At 63.2% G+C, this 17,176-nt stretch carries 13 protein-coding genes; 7 read left to right on the plus strand and 6 right to left on the minus strand.

What is annotated here, in order from left to right; translation table 11 throughout:
• Positions 1 to 24: 24 nt before the first annotated feature.
• Positions 25 to 2,262: a polyphosphate kinase 1 gene (ppk1, locus tag E1958_RS07990; RefSeq protein ID WP_133511415.1), complete on the plus strand. Its 2,238-nt coding sequence runs from the start codon at positions 25 to 27 to the stop codon at positions 2,260 to 2,262.
• A 304-nt stretch (positions 2,263 to 2,566) separates the two neighbouring features.
• On the opposite strand, the gene yoaA is transcribed toward ppk1, so the two are convergent.
• Positions 2,567 to 4,492 (minus strand): DNA repair helicase YoaA, encoded by a 1,926-nt coding sequence (gene yoaA / locus E1958_RS07995; RefSeq protein WP_207787893.1) that lies wholly within the window; start codon positions 4,490 to 4,492, stop codon positions 2,567 to 2,569.
• Between yoaA and E1958_RS08000 the strand changes: the two genes are divergently transcribed.
• Complete coding sequence (locus E1958_RS08000; protein WP_133511416.1) at positions 4,491 to 4,778, plus strand: hypothetical protein; 288 nt, start codon at positions 4,491 to 4,493, stop codon at positions 4,776 to 4,778. The genes yoaA and E1958_RS08000 overlap by 2 nt on opposite strands.
• Before the next feature lie 41 nt (positions 4,779 to 4,819).
• Here the strand turns inward: E1958_RS08000 and E1958_RS08005 are convergent, their stop codons facing one another.
• Complete coding sequence (locus E1958_RS08005; protein WP_133511417.1) at positions 4,820 to 5,533, minus strand: tetratricopeptide repeat protein; 714 nt, start codon at positions 5,531 to 5,533, stop codon at positions 4,820 to 4,822.
• 794 nt (positions 5,534 to 6,327) lie between these two features.
• The gene (gene mrcB, locus E1958_RS08010; RefSeq protein WP_133511418.1) at positions 6,328 to 8,763 is read right to left on the minus strand and encodes a penicillin-binding protein 1B; all 2,436 of its coding nucleotides are present in this window, start codon (positions 8,761 to 8,763) and stop codon (positions 6,328 to 6,330) included.
• 504 nt (positions 8,764 to 9,267) lie between these two features.
• Between mrcB and E1958_RS08015 the strand changes: the two genes are divergently transcribed.
• Positions 9,268 to 9,849, plus strand: coding sequence for a hypothetical protein (locus tag E1958_RS08015; protein WP_133511419.1), 582 nt, complete (start codon positions 9,268 to 9,270; stop codon positions 9,847 to 9,849).
• 250 nt (positions 9,850 to 10,099) lie between these two features.
• Here E1958_RS08015 and E1958_RS08020 read toward each other — a convergent pair whose 3' ends face one another.
• Positions 10,100 to 10,960, minus strand: a complete 861-nt coding sequence (locus E1958_RS08020; protein ID WP_133511420.1) for a hypothetical protein — start codon at positions 10,958 to 10,960, stop codon at positions 10,100 to 10,102.
• A 413-nt stretch (positions 10,961 to 11,373) separates the two neighbouring features.
• Here E1958_RS08020 and glyA point away from each other — a divergent pair, with 413 nt between their 5' ends.
• Positions 11,374 to 12,633 carry a serine hydroxymethyltransferase gene (gene glyA / locus E1958_RS08025; RefSeq protein ID WP_133511421.1) on the plus strand — a complete coding sequence of 420 codons (1,260 nt, stop codon included), beginning with the start codon at positions 11,374 to 11,376 and terminating at the stop codon, positions 12,631 to 12,633.
• Positions 12,634 to 13,068: 435 nt separating this feature from the next.
• On the opposite strand, the gene E1958_RS08030 is transcribed toward glyA, so the two are convergent.
• Positions 13,069 to 13,278 (minus strand): hypothetical protein, encoded by a 210-nt coding sequence (locus E1958_RS08030; protein WP_133511422.1) that lies wholly within the window; start codon positions 13,276 to 13,278, stop codon positions 13,069 to 13,071.
• 69 nt (positions 13,279 to 13,347) lie between these two features.
• Here E1958_RS08030 and nrdR point away from each other — a divergent pair, with 69 nt between their 5' ends.
• From nrdR to E1958_RS08045, 3 genes are all read left to right on the plus strand, one after another.
• Positions 13,348 to 13,860: a transcriptional regulator NrdR gene (nrdR, locus tag E1958_RS08035; RefSeq protein ID WP_089729446.1), complete on the plus strand. Its 513-nt coding sequence runs from the start codon at positions 13,348 to 13,350 to the stop codon at positions 13,858 to 13,860.
• Between the two features lie 29 nt (positions 13,861 to 13,889).
• Positions 13,890 to 14,999, plus strand: coding sequence for a bifunctional diaminohydroxyphosphoribosylaminopyrimidine deaminase/5-amino-6-(5-phosphoribosylamino)uracil reductase RibD (ribD, locus tag E1958_RS08040; protein WP_133511466.1), 1,110 nt, complete (start codon positions 13,890 to 13,892; stop codon positions 14,997 to 14,999).
• 844 nt (positions 15,000 to 15,843) lie between these two features.
• The gene (locus E1958_RS08045) at positions 15,844 to 16,758 is read left to right on the plus strand and encodes a glycosyltransferase family 2 protein (RefSeq protein ID WP_133511423.1); all 915 of its coding nucleotides are present in this window, start codon (positions 15,844 to 15,846) and stop codon (positions 16,756 to 16,758) included.
• A gap of 120 nt (positions 16,759 to 16,878) precedes the next feature.
• Here E1958_RS08045 and E1958_RS08050 read toward each other — a convergent pair whose 3' ends face one another.
• A complete protein-coding gene (locus E1958_RS08050) occupies positions 16,879 to 17,154 on the minus strand; it encodes a hypothetical protein (RefSeq protein ID WP_133511424.1) in 276 nt (91 codons plus the stop codon).
• Between the last annotated feature and the right edge of the window lie 22 nt (positions 17,155 to 17,176).

Below are 17,176 nucleotides of genomic sequence, written 5' to 3' on the forward strand. Positions count from 1 at the left end.
ACCCGATCAGCCGAAGGTCCTGCCATGCACAAGCTCCAAGCCGTTCCCGTTCCTGACACCAATCCCGAGAGGGAGGAAACCCTACCTGATCGGGCACCTCCAGAGGTCCCCAAGATCGACCTCAAAGATCCGGCGCTCTATCTCAACCGGGAGCTGACCTGGCTCGAATTCAATCGCCGGGTGTTGCACGAAGCGGCCGATCCCCGCACCCCCCTGCTGGAGCGGGTCAAGTTCCTGGCCATCGTCAGTAACAACCTGGACGAGTTCTTTATGAAGCGGATCGGCGGGCTCAAGCAGCAGATCGCTGCCGGGGTGCGCAAGACCTCGGTGGATGGGCGCACCCCCGGCCGGCAGGTCAGGGAGTGTCATGCCGTGTGCCGGGAGCTGCACGCGGAGCAGAAGCGGATCTTCGATGAGCTCTTGTCTCTGCTCGAGACCCACGAGATCCGGATCGTCAAGGTCGCGGATCTGCCGGAGGCCACCCGGAAACAACTGCGCGAGCATTTCAGCACCGAGATCTTCCCGATCCTCACGCCTTTGGCCATGGACCCGGCACATCCCTTTCCCTTCATCTCCAATCTGGCGCTCAATCTGCTGGTGACCCTGCACTTCCCCGGCGCCGGCGAGACCCATATGGCGCGGGTGAAGGTGCCGGTAGCCAAGGATATCTCTAAGCGTCTGATACCGATCAACAGCGGCCATAGCTTCGTGACTCTGAATGACCTCATGGTCAACAACCTGGACATGCTGTTCCCGGGCATGGAGATCGAGTCCTGCGAGCTGTTCCGGGTCACCCGCAACGCCATGGTGGAGCCGTCCGAAGAGGTGGCGAGCGACCTGTTGGAGATGATCGAGACGGAGCTGCGCGAGCGCCACTTCGCACCCATCGTGCGGCTGGAAGTGGAGCGGGGCATGGCCCCGGTCCGGCGCGGTATGCTGGCCGCGGAGCTGGGGCTGGACGAGACCGAGGATGTGTTCGAGACCGAAGGCATGATGGCCATGTGCGACCTCTTCGAGCTGGCCGCCTTGGATCTTCCCGAGCTGCACGACGAGCCGCATCACCCGGTCGAGCATCCGCTGCTCGCCCAGGACCGCCGCAGCATCTTCCACATCATCCGTGAGAACGGGCCCCTGTTGCTCCAACATCCTTATCAGCCCTTTGCGACCACGGTCGAGCGTTTCATCGAGACCGCAGCGGAGGACCCCAAGGTCCTGGCTATCAAGATGACCCTTTACCGGACCTCGGCCGAGGGCAAGATCCTCGACTCCCTGATTCGGGCCTCGCGCAACGGCAAGCAGGTCGCGGTGCTGGTGGAGCTCAAGGCCCGCTTCGACGAGGCCGCCAACATCCGCTGGGCGCGCCGGCTGGAGGCCGAGGGCATCCATGTCAACTATGGCGTACTGGGCTTCAAGACCCACTGCAAGCTCATCTTCGTGGTCCGCCGGGACTATGCGCGGCTACGCCGCTACTACCACGTGGGCACCGGTAATTACCACTCGGGCACCTCGAAGCTCTACACGGACTTAGGGATCCTGGGCTGCGACGAGGACCTGGGGCAGGACATCACCGAGCTCTTCAACTACATCACGGGCTACTCGCCGCCGCCCAGGTACCGCAAGGCCCTGGTCGCACCCTACCAGATGAAGCACGCCATCCTGGAGAAGATCCGGCGTGAGATTCATCACCAGGAGGCAGGACGCGATGGGTCGATCCAGATCAAGATGAATGCCCTGGAGGATAAGGACATCACCCGCGCCCTCTACGAGGCCAGCCGCGTGGGGGTGACGGTCGATCTCATCGTGCGCGATACCTGCCGTTTCCGTCCCGGGCTCCCGGGTCTCTCCGAGAAGGCTCGGGTGGTGGGTATCGTCGGACGCTTCCTGGAACATGCCCGCATCCTCTATTTCCGCAACGGTGGGGACGAGGAGTATTACATCGGCTCCGCGGACATGATGAAGCGCAACCTGGAGAGCCGGGTGGAGGTCCATGCACCGGTGGAGGATCCTGAAATGCGCCAGGAGCTGCGGCTGATCCTGGACGCGCAGCTGGCCGACCAACGCTCCGCCTGGGACATGCAGTCCGACGGTACCTATAGCCAGCGCCGGCCGACCGACGATACCGCCAAGGGCGTCCAGGAGACCCTCATCGGCGTGGCCAAGCGGCGCCTGGCGGCGGCCTCGAGACACCAGGAGAAGAAGATCCGCTCTCGCCTGCTCGGTCACTTCCAGCGCCGACTGCGCAGCAATAAGGAGCAGGGGTAGGGTCCCAATCCCCGCTCTATCGAACCACGGATAGACACGGATGAACACGGATTCGTCTCCATCTGTGTCGATCCGTGTTCATCCGTGGCTTACCTTGATGATGATCGTTATCCCTTCAGCCCATAGATTCTCTCCGCGGCGCGGAGCTTCCGCGTTCCCACGCGGCGCGTGGGAACGCGAGATTAAGCCGGCGTCCCCACGCTGGAGCGTGGGAGCGCGCGGGATTCCGATCGTGAGCTATGCGGTAGACAGCAGCATCTACGAAATCGTGATCCTGGAAGCACAAGAATTCGTCGTTTTTTGCTCAGACCTCCGCCGCGAAGAAGGCCTGCACATCTCCCAGGTCCCGAGAGCGGCGCATGGGGGGGAGGCTGGCGAGGAAGGCATGGCCGTAGGAGCGACTCAGTAAGCGGGGATCGCAAACCACCAGCACGCCGCGATCCCGAACATCCCGGATGAGGCGCCCCGCCCCTTGCTTGAGGGCGATGACCGCCTGGGGCAGCTGAAGGTCCCGAAAGGGATTGCCGCCGCGGCGCCGCAGGGCGTCGATGCGGGCGGCGAGGACCGGGTCTCCGGGCGAGGCGAAGGGCAGCTTGTCGATGATGACGCAGGACAGGGCCTCCCCGCGCACGTCGACGCCTTCCCAGAAGCTCGCGGTCCCCAGCAGTACGGCGTTGCCCAAGCGCCGGAAGCGCTCCAGCAGTTCGGCACGGGGGGCGCTGCCCTGCACCAGCAGCGGATAGGGGATGCGCGCTTCCAGCCCGGGCGCGGCCTCACGCAGGGCGCGGTGACTGGTAAAGAGCAGAAAGGCACGACCGCAGCTGTATGCGAGGATCTGTGCCGCCAGCTCCACGACCGCGGTGCCATAGGTCCCGGTGGCGGGGTCCGGCAGCCCTTTGGGTACGAACCACAGGGCTTGGCGGCCATAGTCGAAGGGGCTTTCCCAGCGTTCCGTGCGGGCATCGCCGATGCCGAGCTGGCGGGCGAAGTGATCGAAGCGCTCGCCTACGGCCAGGGTGGCGGAGGTGAAGATCCAGGTCGCCCGGTAGCGTTCCCGCTGGGACTGGAAGATGTCCGCTACCTGCAAGGGCGTTTGGTGGAGCCGAAAACCCTTGCCCTGGGTCTCGTACCAACGGATGTCTTCCGAGTCGTCGCCTTCCGCCAGGAGGGTAAGACGCCGGCCGAACTCGGCGCTGCGGGCCAGACAGCTGTCGAGTCCCTTGCCGCGCCCCTGCAGGGCCTCGAGGACGGCGTGCAGGTCGCCCATGCGGGTGCGCAGGGTATCCAGCGCCTGGAGCGAGCCCGGATCCGCCGCCAGCTCGCTCCAGGGTCCTCGCCGTGCCTCCTCGCCCAGGCTCAGGCGCAGGTCGAGGACCCCGCGGCGCAGATCGTCGGTGCGGTCGAGGAGCGCGGGGATATCACCTGCCTCGCGTCGGTACTCGAGCTCCAGGTCCCTGGTCAGATCCAGCAATTGGCGACCGCTGACCGCCAGGCCGAAGAAGTTGCTTGCCGCGTCCGGCAGCTGATGGGCCTCATCGATGATGAAGCAGTCCGCGCCGGGGAGGATCTCACCGCATCCCTCGTCCCGCAGTGAGAGGTCGGCACACAACAGATGGTGGTTGATGACCACCAAATCTGCCCCTTGGGCCCGGCGCCGGGCCTCTACCAGGTGGCAATGGCCCCAGTCCGGACAGCTCTGGCCCAGGCAGTTGTCGCTGCTGGAGGTCACCACCGGCCACACGGGGGCATCCTCGGGCAGATCGAACTCGGCCACGTCGCCGCTGCGGGTCACCGCGGCCCAATCGCGTACCTTGAGCAGCTGTCGGCGCAGCGCTACGAACCGCCGCCGGTGGTCCTGCAGGGCCACATCCAGTCGGTAGCGACACAGGTAGTTTCCCCGCCCCTTGAGCATGGCGATGCGCACGGGGACCTTCAGTACCTCGCGGACCAGGGGCAGGTCGCGGTGGAAGAGCTGGTCCTGCAGATTGCGGGTCCCGGTGGAGGCCAGGACCTTGCGCCCTGAGAGCAGGGCCGGGACCAGGTAGGCGAAGGTCTTGCCGGTGCCGGTGCCGGCCTCGCAGATGAGGGTCTCGCCGGCCTCCAGCGCGGCGGCTACCGCCTCCGCCATGGCCTGTTGCTGGGGACGGTGGCGATAGCCCGACAGGCGCTCGGAGAGCAATCCCGCGGGGCCGAGGATGTCTCGGATCTGGTCCAGGTGGCCGCCGGCCATGTCTTTAGAAGGAGAAAACGACGAAGCGCGCGAATCAATCCGCGAGGATTCGCGTGATGCGTGGTTTTTCTTGGCGGTCGGGTTAAAGCACGCCTGGATCGACTCGACCCCGGAACGCGCGCCTGACTCGACCGACCTGGCTTTCCATTTGAACCGCTTAAGACGCTGGGGAGGCAGAGAAAACGATCACCAGCAGGTTTCTGCGATCGGAGCGCAGCAGGCAAGCCGTACTACCCGCCGTTCAGTCACATACCTCGTCGAAAACGCGCTGCGTCTCTGCGGTTAATGCATCCGCGGCCCAGTCGGCAAAGAACCTTATTGATACCTTTAGCCGCCGCGGGCATTGCGCTGGGCCTCCATGGCTCTGGCCGTATCGCTGTCGGCCCGCTGGGCAGCGGCGATGATGTTCCGGTTGTCGCGCGTGAGGGCGCTCTGCTTTCCCCCGGCCAGGACATTCGAGCGTGAGGCCAGATTGCGTGCCTGGGCGTAGCGTCCCTGCTCCATGCGTACCCGCGCCAAGCGGTTCCAGACATAGGGCTCCAGGGGCTGGAGGCCCAGGGCGCGCTCCAGGTTCGCCGCGGCGCTCACGTAATTCCTCACCCGGCGCTGCCGCTCGGCCTGCTTGACCAGCTTACTCACCGCCGGCGACAGGCTCGGAGTCGGCGGCGGCGGTGGGGGGGCAGCAGCTATGGCCCGCGGGGCGGGCGTCGCGCCTTTGGACGGAACCTTTGCCGGCTGCGCCGGGGTTTCCTGTTCAGGCGTGGACTTGACCGCCGGCTCGGACCCGGGACCGGCCTTTGCCTGACGCGATTCCTGTGCCGGAACGGCGCTCTGCGGAGTGGGGGCGTCCGGTGCGGAGGCGGGCGGTCGATAGGGGTAGACCTCGGCTACCTCCTGCTTGGGGGGCTTAGGCTTCGGATGTGGAGGCTTGGGCGCCGACCGACCGGCGGTTATGATGGGGGCCGGCGGGCCGACCCGTTGCGGGGGGGCACAAGCGGCAAGGCCGGCCGCCAACAGAATGATCAGGATTATTCTATTCACTTGGTCACCATTTAAATCGTGCATGCGCTCACTGGATCCACTCCCGCTCCCGCCTCTCGAGGGTGTCGCAAAAACGGTGGCGTCAGCTGCCTGTCCGTGAAGTTTAAACCACAGAGAACACAGAGAACACAGAGAATCGGCCCGTGCCAGGGCGAGCGCGTATAAATCCTCCCGAAAACATGATCTTGTAGGTTGGGCAAGGGCCGTAAGATGTGGTGAGCGCAGCGAACCCCATCTTTGGACGGTGCGCCGTGCCCAACGAAATGTTGCTGTTGGGCACGCCGGATCGTCCCTGATCCGGCTTTGCCCAACCTACGAGCCGGCAGGATGCCGGCGCTCCCGGCTTTGCCCAATCGACACGGCTGGTAGTAACTTGTTAATCAAAAAGAAATTTATACGCGCCCGCCCTGTGGCCCGTGCCCTTCTCTGTGTTCTCTGTGGTTCGAAAGGTCTTTTGCGACACCCTCCCACCGGGAGAGAGCCTGCGCCGAGCGCAGCGAGGGGGCTTGGGGAGAGGGGGTCGAAGGGTGAGTACTGCTTGCGACATCCTCACCTCTCGCGGGTCTTGCCGAGGCGACTGATAGTATTTCGGTTTCGCTAACGACGACACGGCCTCCCGGCACATGGCCTGGATCGTGGGATACAGGGCCGCGGTCCCCCCGGCCGGCAGATCGGCTTCAGCGCAGGCCGAGGCGCCGGCTTGGCAATTACCGGGGGCGGCGGGCCGCCCCGTTGCGGGGGGGCACAGGCGGCAAGGCCGACCGCCAACAGAACGATCAGGAAACATCTGTCCATCAATCACCATGCATATACTCGTCGAATGCACCTTCGGTTTTCGTCTTCTCCTCATTCTTCTCAACGCGAGGGGCAGGGCGAGGGACAGGGGCAGGTGGGGGTCGCCTGTCTGCCGTCCTGGGGACAACGGCAGCGGACGCTAGGCCACACCCGGACTTCACTGTCGGCACACCCCGCACGGAAAAGGGCACGCTTACCCCCCGTCTGCAACGCACGTCTGCCAGCAGGCCGGTTACGGGATCGACCCGAACTTCGGTCACGCCTTCCGGCCGGAATTCGGGTAGTGGCCGGTTCTCGATGGAGGTCATGATATCACCCCAGATTCGCAACGCCCCACTGGCCCCGGTCAGCTTGGTGGGTCCATTGTCGTCCCGTCCTACCCAGACCACCAGGACCTTGTCGCCGCTGAAGCCGGCGAACCAGCTGTCGCGCTGACCATTGGTCGTACCCGTTTTGCCGGCCACCGTCAACCCTGCGGGGAGGCGTTTTCTCAGCGCCCTCGCCGTCCCCTGCCGGACTACCTGCTGCATGGCCCAGGTTGTGAGGTACACGGCGGCGGCGTCTGCCACCGGCTCGACGGCCAACGGATAGCGGCTCAGCGGTTGGCCGGCGGCATCCAATACCTCGCGGATGGCACGCAGGGGGGCATAGAAGCCGCCCGCGGCCAAGGTCTGGTAGATCTGGCTGACCTCCAGCGGGGTCAGGGATACGGAACCCAGCAGCAATGCCGGCACTGGGTCCACAGGCCGGCGCACGCCCAGGGTGTCCAGGGCCGCCACCACCTTGTCGAGACCCAGCTCCAGTCCGAGATTGACCGTCGCCAGGTTATAGGACTTGGCCAACGCCTGGTAGAGGGGCACCCGCCCGTGGGTCTTGCGGTCGTAGTTCCGGGGCTCCCAGCGCTTGCCGTCCCGGGTGCGCAGGCTTACCGGGCGGTCCGAAAGCAGGCTGACCAGGCTATAGCGTTCCGGTTCCGACAGGGCCGTGAGATAGACCACTGGCTTGATGAGCGAGCCGATGGGTCGGACTGCATCGAGGGCGCGGTTGAAACCCGCATAACCGGGATCGCGCCCGCCCACCAGGGCCAGGACCTCCCCCTGCGCGGCGGAGGTGACAACGGCGGCGGACTCCAAGGTCCCGGCCTTGAATCCACGCCCACGCTCCAACTTCGGCACCCGCTCGCGCACGGCCGCTTCAGCGACCGCCTGGACCAGGAGATCCAGGGTGGTGAAAATGCGCAGCCCCTCGGAGCGTAGATCCTGCTCCCGATAATCCCGCTGCAGTTGGTGCCGCACCAATTGGAGGTACGCGGGGTAGGCCCCCGCCGGCCGACCGCCCTTGTCGCTGACCCCCAACGGCGCCCGTTTGGCCGCCGCCGCCTTCTCGGCACTGATGACTTTCTGCTCCCGGAGCATGTCGATGACCAAGTTGCGTCGCGCCAGGGTCCGCTCCGGATAGCGCCGCGGGTGGTAGAAGGAAGGTCCCTTGATGAGGGCTACCAGCAGGGCCGTCTCGGCGATTCCCAGTTCGTCCAGGGAGCGGTTAAAGTAGAAATGACTCGCCAGGCCGAAGCCATGGATGGCCCGCTGGCCGTCCTGGCCGAGAAAGATCTCGTTGACATAGGCCTCCAGGATCTCATCCTTGCCGTAATGCAGGTCGAGGAGAACGGCCATCACGGCCTCGTTGAGCTTGCGCGTCAGGGTGCGCTCGTCGGTCAAGTAGAAGTTCTTGACCAACTGTTGGGTCAGAGTGCTGCCGCCCTCGACCACCCCGCCGGCCCGCAGATTGCGCCACATGGCGCGGGCGATGGCCCGAGGATTCACTCCCCAGTGCCGGTAGAAGTCCCGATCCTCTACCGCCAGCAAGGCGGCGACCATGAGCGGGGGTAGATCCGTGCCCCGGATCAGGACCCGGTCCTCGTTATGAGTAGGGTAAATGCTCGCGATTAGCACCGCGTCGAGGCGCACCAAGGCCGGATCGACGCCGCCAGCGGTGTCTTTGAGCCAGGCCACCTGGCCGTCCTTGATCCGGATGTCCAGGATGCGTTCGGGCTCGGGACCGTCCCAGAAACGGAAGGGCCGGGTATGCACCAGGAAGCGGTCCCCCCGGCGGGAGTAGGACCCCAGATAGTTCGGGGTCTTCACCCGACGATACCGCAGACGCTCCAGCTCACTGGTCAGTGCCTCCACACTCAGCGGTCGGCCCACATAGAGCTCAAGCGGCCGGGCGAACACCCGTGCGGGCAGCGCCCAGCGCTTGCCCTCGAACTTGGCACGGAGGGTGCCGTCCAGGTGAATGGCGTGGAGCACACCGGCGAGACCGGCAGCAAGGGTTAGCAGCAAGACCCAGCGACCCACCGAGAGCAGCAAACGCCAACCCCCGATCCCACGCCCGCCGCGCCGCACCCGGCCATCGGTTTGGTTGCGGTCGGCCATGACTCAGTGACAACCCCGAACCCGAACAATGCGACGCCGGGGCAGGTGGGATAGGGCAGAAGCGCCTTGCATGAAAATGAAGGATAGGCTCTCGACCTTGACGTACCCGCTATGGTCCCATCTACAAAGGGCGCGAACAAGGGCCTACTTGAGGCGAGTGCGTGCACCCGGGCGAGCGGACGATGGCCGATAGTGGCGTTTGTTCACGGCCCTTGCCACTCTTGGGCAGCGGAGGTCTGACCGAGCATGGGCTCGATCGCTCGAGAAGTAGTCTGCCAAGGGCGCCTCGGGCCGGTTGCCCACCGGGAAGAAATGCCGGCCGTCGGTAGAACGCCCGCGGGTAGGGAGTGCCGGAATGCAGTGCCATAGATGGCAACCACAACAGGGCTCTGAACCATTAATTACCCAAGGCCATGTTTCAGCAGAGGCTATTATTCGGTAGCCCTGTTGCTACGCCCCCCGTCCTGGCCGCTTTGGAGATAACGGATATAAAATCAACCGGCCATGGATCTACGACTGAATCCCTTCTATAAGAAATCGCTCCTGCTCGCCATCGTGCTCGGGCCGATTGTCTGGTTGGTGTTTACCGAGGACGGACAGCGCCGGACGGATTTGGCGATGCTGTATCTGTTCGGCAAGGACGAGCTCAATTTAGCCATCGAGAAATTGCATTCGGGCATGACGGAGGCGCAGTTCCGGGGGCTGTTTCCGGATTTGGAGCTGACCTGTGACGAGGGTGCCAATCCCTTCGGCGATCGGCTCTGTAGCGCCGAGCTCGGTGCCTTCAGCGCCATACCCGCACGTGCCTTCACCCTGTTTCTGCAGGGCGCTAGGCTGAGGGCGGCCAAGCTCAATTATCGCCGCGCCTACCACGAGACCCTACGGCGACAGCTCACCCGGCGTTTGGGGAAGCCGACTCGGCGTTTGCTGCCGGGTCCCGTCGACATCCAGGGGCCCCTCACCTGGGCAGTGGACGACGGTCTCTTGCTGTTGTCCCATCAGGAGCCGAAATCGGATCAGGAAGCGGCGCTGATCTGGTTATCCGAAGCGGCCGTGCAGCAACGTCTCCGAGCCGCCGATAAGTAACCCCGATGCTTACCGAAACCTACAGAGGCATAAAGCGGGGGGCGGCCAAGTGGCACGCTCCTGCCGCCGCTTTGGATTTGGCGAGGTATCCGTTCCCAGCAAAGGTATTGCGGCCAGGGGAAAGCGCCGTCGCCACGGCGCGGGTGGAACCTAAGGGCCGGATTCCCGGCAAACGCCGCTGGTATCCCCCGTGGCTGAGGTTCGATGCGGCCACGCCGCTTTGCCGGCGCACTCCGCACCCGAACCTTCGCTACGGGCTGAGCGGAGGGTTGTCGGTTCCTCCAGTTGCTGTATCCACGATCGGCACAGCTATTACAGCGATAGCGATAATAGGAATGAACCAACCCGCCGACAACCCTACCCCCCACCCGGGCAACCACGACCACCAGCTAGTGGTGGTGGCGACACCAGGTGCGGCGACAGTGGGCGCGGTATATAGATGACCAGGGCCAGTAATAGCATGCCTAGCCTGTACGCCGCCGCGGTGGGCTCTTGCAAGTGTGAGGTCGGGCACGGGATTCTGCGAAGCGACACTATGGGACCTGAAGGTGTCCTTCAATGTGCAACAGGTGCTGACATCACCGACAGTCAAGATCTCGTCATCTTCCAAGGTATGTTCGCAGCCATCATCGAATCTGATGATGGCCTTGTGCCCCTTCGGAACCGCCACCTGGTCGCCCCTCCGCAGCCTCTCACCTATCCGTCCTGTTTTGATCCGCGATCTCCGACTGATCTTAGCATCATCATCGCCGTCGATCCGCTCCAGGGTGGCACGTTTCGCACAAGGGCTGACGTCGGTGATGGTCAGGACCTCGTCATCTTTCAAGGTATAGTTACATTTATCTTTATCGTCGAACTTGATGGTGGCTTTGCTTCCTTCCATGGCCATCACGCGGGCACCTCTCTCCAGCTTTCTGCCTACCTTCCCTCTGATATAGCCTGCCCCCTGATTGACCAGGATCTTACCGACGGCTCGCGCCAGCTTGGCACTTACCGAGTTTAATGCGCACTGCGACGGGGTGGCATAGGGCTCCCCGGCACTCGCAGTACCTACCGTCATGCCAAGCAAGGCACCTAAGATACCTTTACCCAGGATCTTCAGCCTGTTCATAGTTTCCCCCGGAAAATCTCTATCAAGGGCCATCAAGGGATAGAAAACTCAGTCGTGTAGGATCAAGTATAAGAAGTAATCTAGTACTCCGCAAGAATAAATATCGTCGGATATGAGGCCAGTCGCAATTTACGGGGATCTAGCCTAAAGCCGGAACCTCAACCGGAACCTCTAAGAGACTGTCTAAAAAGGGACCGTAGGCCGTAGGCTGGGTTGCGGCCAGGATACGCCCATTTAACGCCAGGACGCAATGGCGCCAAGACGCAAAGATTCTTTGTTCTTTCTTGGCGTCCTTGCGTCATTGCGTTTTTTCGCAATTTCCGTTTTTTCGCGAACTGAGCCACTACCGAAAATCGGGGTCCATTGCGTGGAAAGCAGCTAAACTATACCAATTTGGCGGTGAGGAAGGTTCGATGTTTGACAAGACCACACAGATTGCCGGTTATGACGACGAGCTGTGGCGGGTGATCCGGGACGAGGAGCGGCGGCAGGAAGAGCACGTCGAGCTGATCGCATCCGAGAACTATGCCAGCCCCAGGGTCTTACAGGCCCAGGGTACGGTGCTCACCAACAAGTACGCCGAGGGCTATCCCGGCAGGCGTTATTACGGTGGCTGCGAACATGTGGACGTCGCCGAGCGGTTGGCCGTGGACCGTGCCAAGGCCCTGTTCGGCGCGGACTATGCCAATGTTCAGCCCCATTCCGGCTCCCAGGCCAATGCGGCGGTCTACATGGCCCTGTGCCAACCCGGAGACACCATCCTCGGCATGAGCCTGGCCCATGGCGGGCACCTCACCCACGGGGCCAAGCCCAACTTCTCGGGCCAGCTCTATGATGCGGTCCAGTACGGGCTGGATCCGGCCACCGAGGAGATCGACTATCAGGCGGTGGAGCGGCTGGCGCGGGAGCACCGCCCGCGCATGATCGTGGCCGGCTTCTCGGCCTATTCCCGGGTGGTCGACTGGGGGCGCTTTCGCGCCATCGCCGATGGGATCGGCGCCTTTCTGTGCGTGGATATGGCCCATGTGGCGGGCCTGGTGGCCGTGGGTCTGTACCCGAGCCCGGTGCGGATCGCGGACGTCACCACGACGACCACCCATAAGACCCTGCGTGGTCCCCGCGGTGGTCTGATCCTGGCCAAGTCGAATCCGGAGGTTGAGAAGCGGCTCAGTTCCCTGGTCTTTCCCGGTACCCAGGGTGGCCCTCTGATGCATGTGATCGCCGCCAAGGCCGTGGCCTTCAAGGAGGCACTGGAGCCCCAATTCAAGACCTATCAGCAGCAGGTGTTGCACAACGCCCGGACCATGGCGGAGGTCTTTATCTCCCGGGGTTACAATGTGGTATCCGGCGGCACCAGTGACCACCTGTTTCTGGTCAGCTTTATCGAGCAGGGGCTCACCGGCAAGGACGTGGAGGCCTGGCTCGGGGCGGCCAATATCACGGTGAACAAGAACGCGGTGCCCAATGATCCCCAGTCCCCGTTCGTCACCAGCGGCATCCGGGTCGGGACCCCTGCCGTGACCACCCGCGGCTTCGGGACCGGGGAGGTGCGGGAGCTGGCGGGCTGGATGTGCGATATCATCGACGCCGGGGGCGAGCAGGCCGTGGTCGACCAGGTCAAGACGAAGGCGCTGGCGCTATGCGCACGGTTTCCCGTGTACACGGGCCTGTAGGATGTAGTGAGTCTGCGGGCTAGGTGACAGCCGCTAATTAGGACAGGATTAACAGGATGAGCAGGATTGACAGGATTTTTTAAGGTATTGTTTCCATAATAAAATAGGCTCTTTATGGATTCCAGACTGCTTTGGAGTGCGCCGGCAAAGCGGCGCGGTCGAATCGAACCTCAGCAATTGGGGATACCCGTGGTGTTTACCGGGAACCTGGACGCCGGGTTACGCACGCGCCGCGGCGACGGCGCTTTCCCCTGACCGTTGTGCCTCTGCGGGATGGTGCGTTACCGAATCCAAAGCGGCGGGTCGGTACGCTAGGCCCGCCCCGGGGCTGGGTCGGGTACCGCGGATTCCGGTCGGTATCGGGGTAAGGTTGCCGCCTGCCTGGCGGCAGACAGGCCGCACTCCAAAACATCCGGTCGTGCCCTTCCATGATCGTCAGCAGTCCGGAATCCATAAAGAGCCATAAAATAATCCTGTTAATCCTGTTAATCCTGTTAATCCTGTTAATCCTGTTAATCCTGAAAATCCTGTCAATCCTGTACCATTGGCGGCTACCTCTGAATCGACACAGTGAGTGCGATGGGTTCTACAGGATGACACTACCGCAAGGCACGAACGCATCTTCTGAATGATGAATGCGCTCATCACTCATCACTCATCACTCATCACTCATCACTCATCACTCATCATTCATCATTCATCTATCGAATCGCCATGCGTTGCCCCTTCTGTGGAGCCCAGGACACCAAGGTTACCGACTCCCGGTTGGCGGGGGAGGGCGATCAGGTGCGCCGTCGTCGCCGGTGCGTCCGGTGCAAGGAGCGCTTCACCACCTACGAGCGTGCCGAGCTCGACCTCCCGCGCGTGGAAAAGCGTGACGGTTCCCGGGTCCCATTCGACGCGGGCAAGCTGCGCTCAGGCATCATGCGGGCCTTGGAGAAGCGCCCGGTCGGCACCGAGGAGATCGAGGCGGCCCTGGCCCGCATCAACCGGCGCTTGGTTACCGGCGGGGAAGGGGAGGTCTCGTCGCGCACGATCGGCGAGTTGGTCATGGACGAGCTGCGGGCGCTGGACCAGGTGGCCTATGTGCGGTTTGCCTCCGTCTACCGCAAATTCGAGGACGTGGCCGCCTTCCGCGAGGAGATCGAACGCCTGGAGCGCCAGCTCACGCCCGAGGCCAAGCGCCACCAGATGGACCTGTTGGCCGATCTGGAAAAGAAGCCTTGAGCGGAGATGCCGCTGACGACCTTGCCTGCATGGCGCGGGCGATGCGGCTCGCGCGCCTGGGGCTCTTTACCACCGATCCGAATCCCCGAGTGGGCTGTGTCCTGGTCCGCGCCGGTGAGGTCGTGGGCGAGGGCTACCACCGCCGTGCCGGTGAGCCCCATGCCGAGCGCAACGCGCTCACGGCCGCAGTCGGGCAGGCCAGGGGTGCAACCGCCTATGTCACCCTGGAGCCCTGCTGCCGTCAGGGCAAGACCCCGCCCTGCACCGAGGGCCTGTTGACGGCCGGGGTGCGGCGCGTGGTGGCCGCTATGGTCGATCCGAATCCGCTGGTGGCGGGTCGGGGACTGGAGACCCTGAAGGCCGCCGGCGTCGCCGTCCAGGTCGGTGTCCTGGCGGCCGAGGCGCGGGCCCTCAATCCCGGCTTTATCAAGCGTATGAGCCAGGGGTTGCCCTATGTGCGCTGTAAGCTGGCCGCCAGCCTGGACGGGCGCACCGCCATGGCCAGTGGGGAAAGCAAGTGGATCACGTCCGAGCCGGCGCGGCGGGACGTGCAACGGCTGCGCGCGCGCAGCTCGGCGATCCTTACCGGAATCGGTACCCTGTTGGCGGACGACCCCGCCCTGGATCTGCGCCTCGGCGCGGAGGAGCTGCCGGGGATGCGGCCCGGCGAGCAGATACGCCAACCCTTGCGGGTCCTGATCGACAGTCGCCTCCGCACCCCCGCCAACGCGCGCATGCTCGGCCTGCCGGGTACGACCTTGATCGCCTGTCCGGAGGGTCAGGCGCCGTCCGATGTCATGCGGCTGGAAGCGGCGGGGGCCCAAGTTTATGTGTGTGCCGGGCGTGGGGGGCGGGTGGACCTGGCGTCCCTGCTGCGCGACCTCGCCCGCCGAGAGATCAACGAGGTGCTGGTGGAGGCGGGGCCGACCCTGGCCGGGGCGTTCCTGGAAGCGGGGCTGGTGGATGAGCTCGTCCTCTATCTGGCGCCTCATATCATGGGTGACGCCGCCCGTGGGCTCTTCCGACTACCGGGCCTTGAACGGATGCGGGATCGTATCGAGCTCACGATTCGGGATCTGCGCATGGTCGGGCCGGATCTGCGTATCACGGCCGTTCCCGTGGAGGCCGCGCGGGGGTAATGTGGGTGCAGGTTGCGTTAAGACGCCGGCACTGGCGCCACCGCCTGTAGGATGGGCAAAGCGAGCGCCCCTCAAGATGGTTTTAAGGTTCAGTCATTCTATAGAGGTTTCCGAGCTGCGACTGCTTAATAGGATGCACAAAGCGAAGCGTGCCCATCAATGACGGGTACCTCCCGACAGGCAGGCGGCGTGCTGCCTCATTCGTGTGCATTCGTGGTTCCTGTTGCCGGTTCTTGTGCGCATCTGTACCGGGGCGTGTTGACATTCAGAAGGTCCGCACAGCGGACTCTACCCTGACCACTCGATCAGCCGTAGGGTCCGCTGTGCGGACCGCTTGCGCATTGCGGCTACCTAACAGATGAAAAACAAACGGTTAGGTTAAATGCCAACAAGACCTAGTACGTAGTTTCGCTCGATATTGCTAGTCCCCGTACTGGAGCGTGTGAACCAAGCGTGTGAGCCAGCAGGTACTATGAACTTGCAACATCGGTCGAAACTAGGTATTAGGGGGCGTTCTCACTTAACAGATTTTCTCTCATTCCCACGCGCCGCGTGGGAACGCGGAAGCTCCGCGCCGCGGAGTGTCTCGGAAATTCGTAGCCGCTGCTGCATGGGCCTGATGTGCTTGATTTTCATGAGGATTCAGCTCAATTGAGAACGCCCCCTAGTGTTTAGTTTCATCAAAATTTTCCCGTCATCTCGGCCGAAGGGAGAGCCCGTAGGTCGGGTCAGGCCAGGGCGACGGAGGTGGCTGGCATATGGCGGATGGCGCAAGCTTATCCGCCCTACGCGGGCTCCCACGCTGGAGCGTGGGAGCCAGAGAGATAGGTTCCCGAACTCGAGAATGAAGAAGATCGGTAACGGATCCCCGATGCTCGGCGTCATCATCGTCAACTACAATGCCGGCGATCTGCTTGCGGATTGCGTCCAGGCGGTGCTCGCCTCACCGATCGATTTGGAGGTATTCGTCAGTGACAACGGGTCTCGGGACGGGAGCCTGACTCGCCTTCGGAGGCACCAAGGGGGGGACCCGCGGCTGACCATCCTGAAGCACGGCTCCAATCTGGGTTTCGCGCGGGGCAATAACCTTGCCCTGGCCCACACGCGTGCGCCCTACCTGCTGATCCTGAATCCGGATTGCATCGTCGGTCCCGATTCCCTCGGGCAGCTGCTCGATTTCATGGACGCGACCCCGGATGCCGGAATGGCCGGCTGTATGATTCGTAATCCGGACGGAAGCGAGCAGCGGTCTGCCCGTCGTCGGATCCCGACGCCTCGGATCGGACTGACGCGTTTCCTCTACCTGGGGCGGTTTTTCCCGCAGCTTACTCGGAATGAGCGCCTGGACCTGATCGATGATCCTGTGCCTGAAGGGCCGGTCCCGGTAGAGGCGGTCTCCGGCGCCTTGATGCTGGTCCGCAGGTCGGCGCTCGAGGAGGTCGGCCCGCTCGACGAAGGCTATTTCCTGCACTGCGAAGATCTGGACTGGTTCATGCGTTTCCGGCGCGCGGGTTGGAAGCTCTATTTGGTGCCGAACGTGGCAGTGGTTCACCATCAGGGTAGCTGCAGCACCGGCCGGCCGATCGCGGTGGAATGGCACAAACACAAGGGCATGGTGCGCTTCTTCCGCAAATTCCAGTTGCGTGACTATCCGCTTCCCTTCGGCGTGCTCGTCGTGATCGGCATTTGGGCGCATTTCGGCCTGTTTCTTGCGGTTTATGGCCTGCGCCGTCTGGCAGGGCAGGGGCGAAAACGGTGATCTCTTCCGGGGGCGGTTGAGCTTTAACATAGACTATTTTGTTTCAGGTGGTTAGATAACCCAACTCGAATTTCCCAACGCCTGGAATCAGCCGTTCGCTAAATGGGGGCCTTGAAAAATTCAGTTTTTCAGCGCGCTTGATGAATAGTTGATGAAATACTGACGCACTGATGCCGAAAAGAGGACGTAAACGTGGGCCATTCCAGGATTGGGTTGGATCGGCACCGGAACGATCGCCGCGTCGATAATCTGCCCCTGCCTGGCCTCAAAGCCCTCAGCGGCCAGCAAGTCGTCGAAGCGATTGAACACCCGCTCCAGCAGTTCCAACGCCTTGAGGTGCTCACGAAAGCGCCACACCGGGGTGGCATCCGCAACTTCGTCCTCGATTAAGAGCACCTTTACAAGAATTTCATTATTT

Source organism: Candidatus Thiosymbion oneisti (genome assembly GCF_004359955.1).
Classification (GTDB): domain Bacteria; phylum Pseudomonadota; class Gammaproteobacteria; order Chromatiales; family Chromatiaceae; genus Thiosymbion; species Thiosymbion oneisti.

Coding starts and splice junctions, on each gene's coding strand:
- E1958_RS08015 (WP_133511419.1), top strand. CDS start 9,268: ATGGATCTACGACTGAATCCCTTCTATAAGAAATCGCTCCTGCTCGCC.
- ribD (WP_133511466.1), top strand. CDS start 13,890: ATGGCGCGGGCGATGCGGCTCGCGCGCCTGGGGCTCTTTACCACCGAT.
- ppk1 (WP_133511415.1), top strand. CDS start 25: ATGCACAAGCTCCAAGCCGTTCCCGTTCCTGACACCAATCCCGAGAGG.
- E1958_RS08020 (WP_133511420.1), bottom strand. CDS start 10,960: ATGAACAGGCTGAAGATCCTGGGTAAAGGTATCTTAGGTGCCTTGCTT.
- nrdR (WP_089729446.1), top strand. CDS start 13,348: ATGCGTTGCCCCTTCTGTGGAGCCCAGGACACCAAGGTTACCGACTCC.
- E1958_RS08000 (WP_133511416.1), top strand. CDS start 4,491: ATGTCTTTAGAAGGAGAAAACGACGAAGCGCGCGAATCAATCCGCGAG.
- E1958_RS08030 (WP_133511422.1), bottom strand. CDS start 13,278: ATGAGCGCATTCATCATTCAGAAGATGCGTTCGTGCCTTGCGGTAGTG.
- mrcB (WP_133511418.1), bottom strand. CDS start 8,763: ATGGCCGACCGCAACCAAACCGATGGCCGGGTGCGGCGCGGCGGGCGT.
- yoaA (WP_207787893.1), bottom strand. CDS start 4,492: ATGGCCGGCGGCCACCTGGACCAGATCCGAGACATCCTCGGCCCCGCG.
- E1958_RS08045 (WP_133511423.1), top strand. CDS start 15,844: ATGAAGAAGATCGGTAACGGATCCCCGATGCTCGGCGTCATCATCGTC.
- glyA (WP_133511421.1), top strand. CDS start 11,374: ATGTTTGACAAGACCACACAGATTGCCGGTTATGACGACGAGCTGTGG.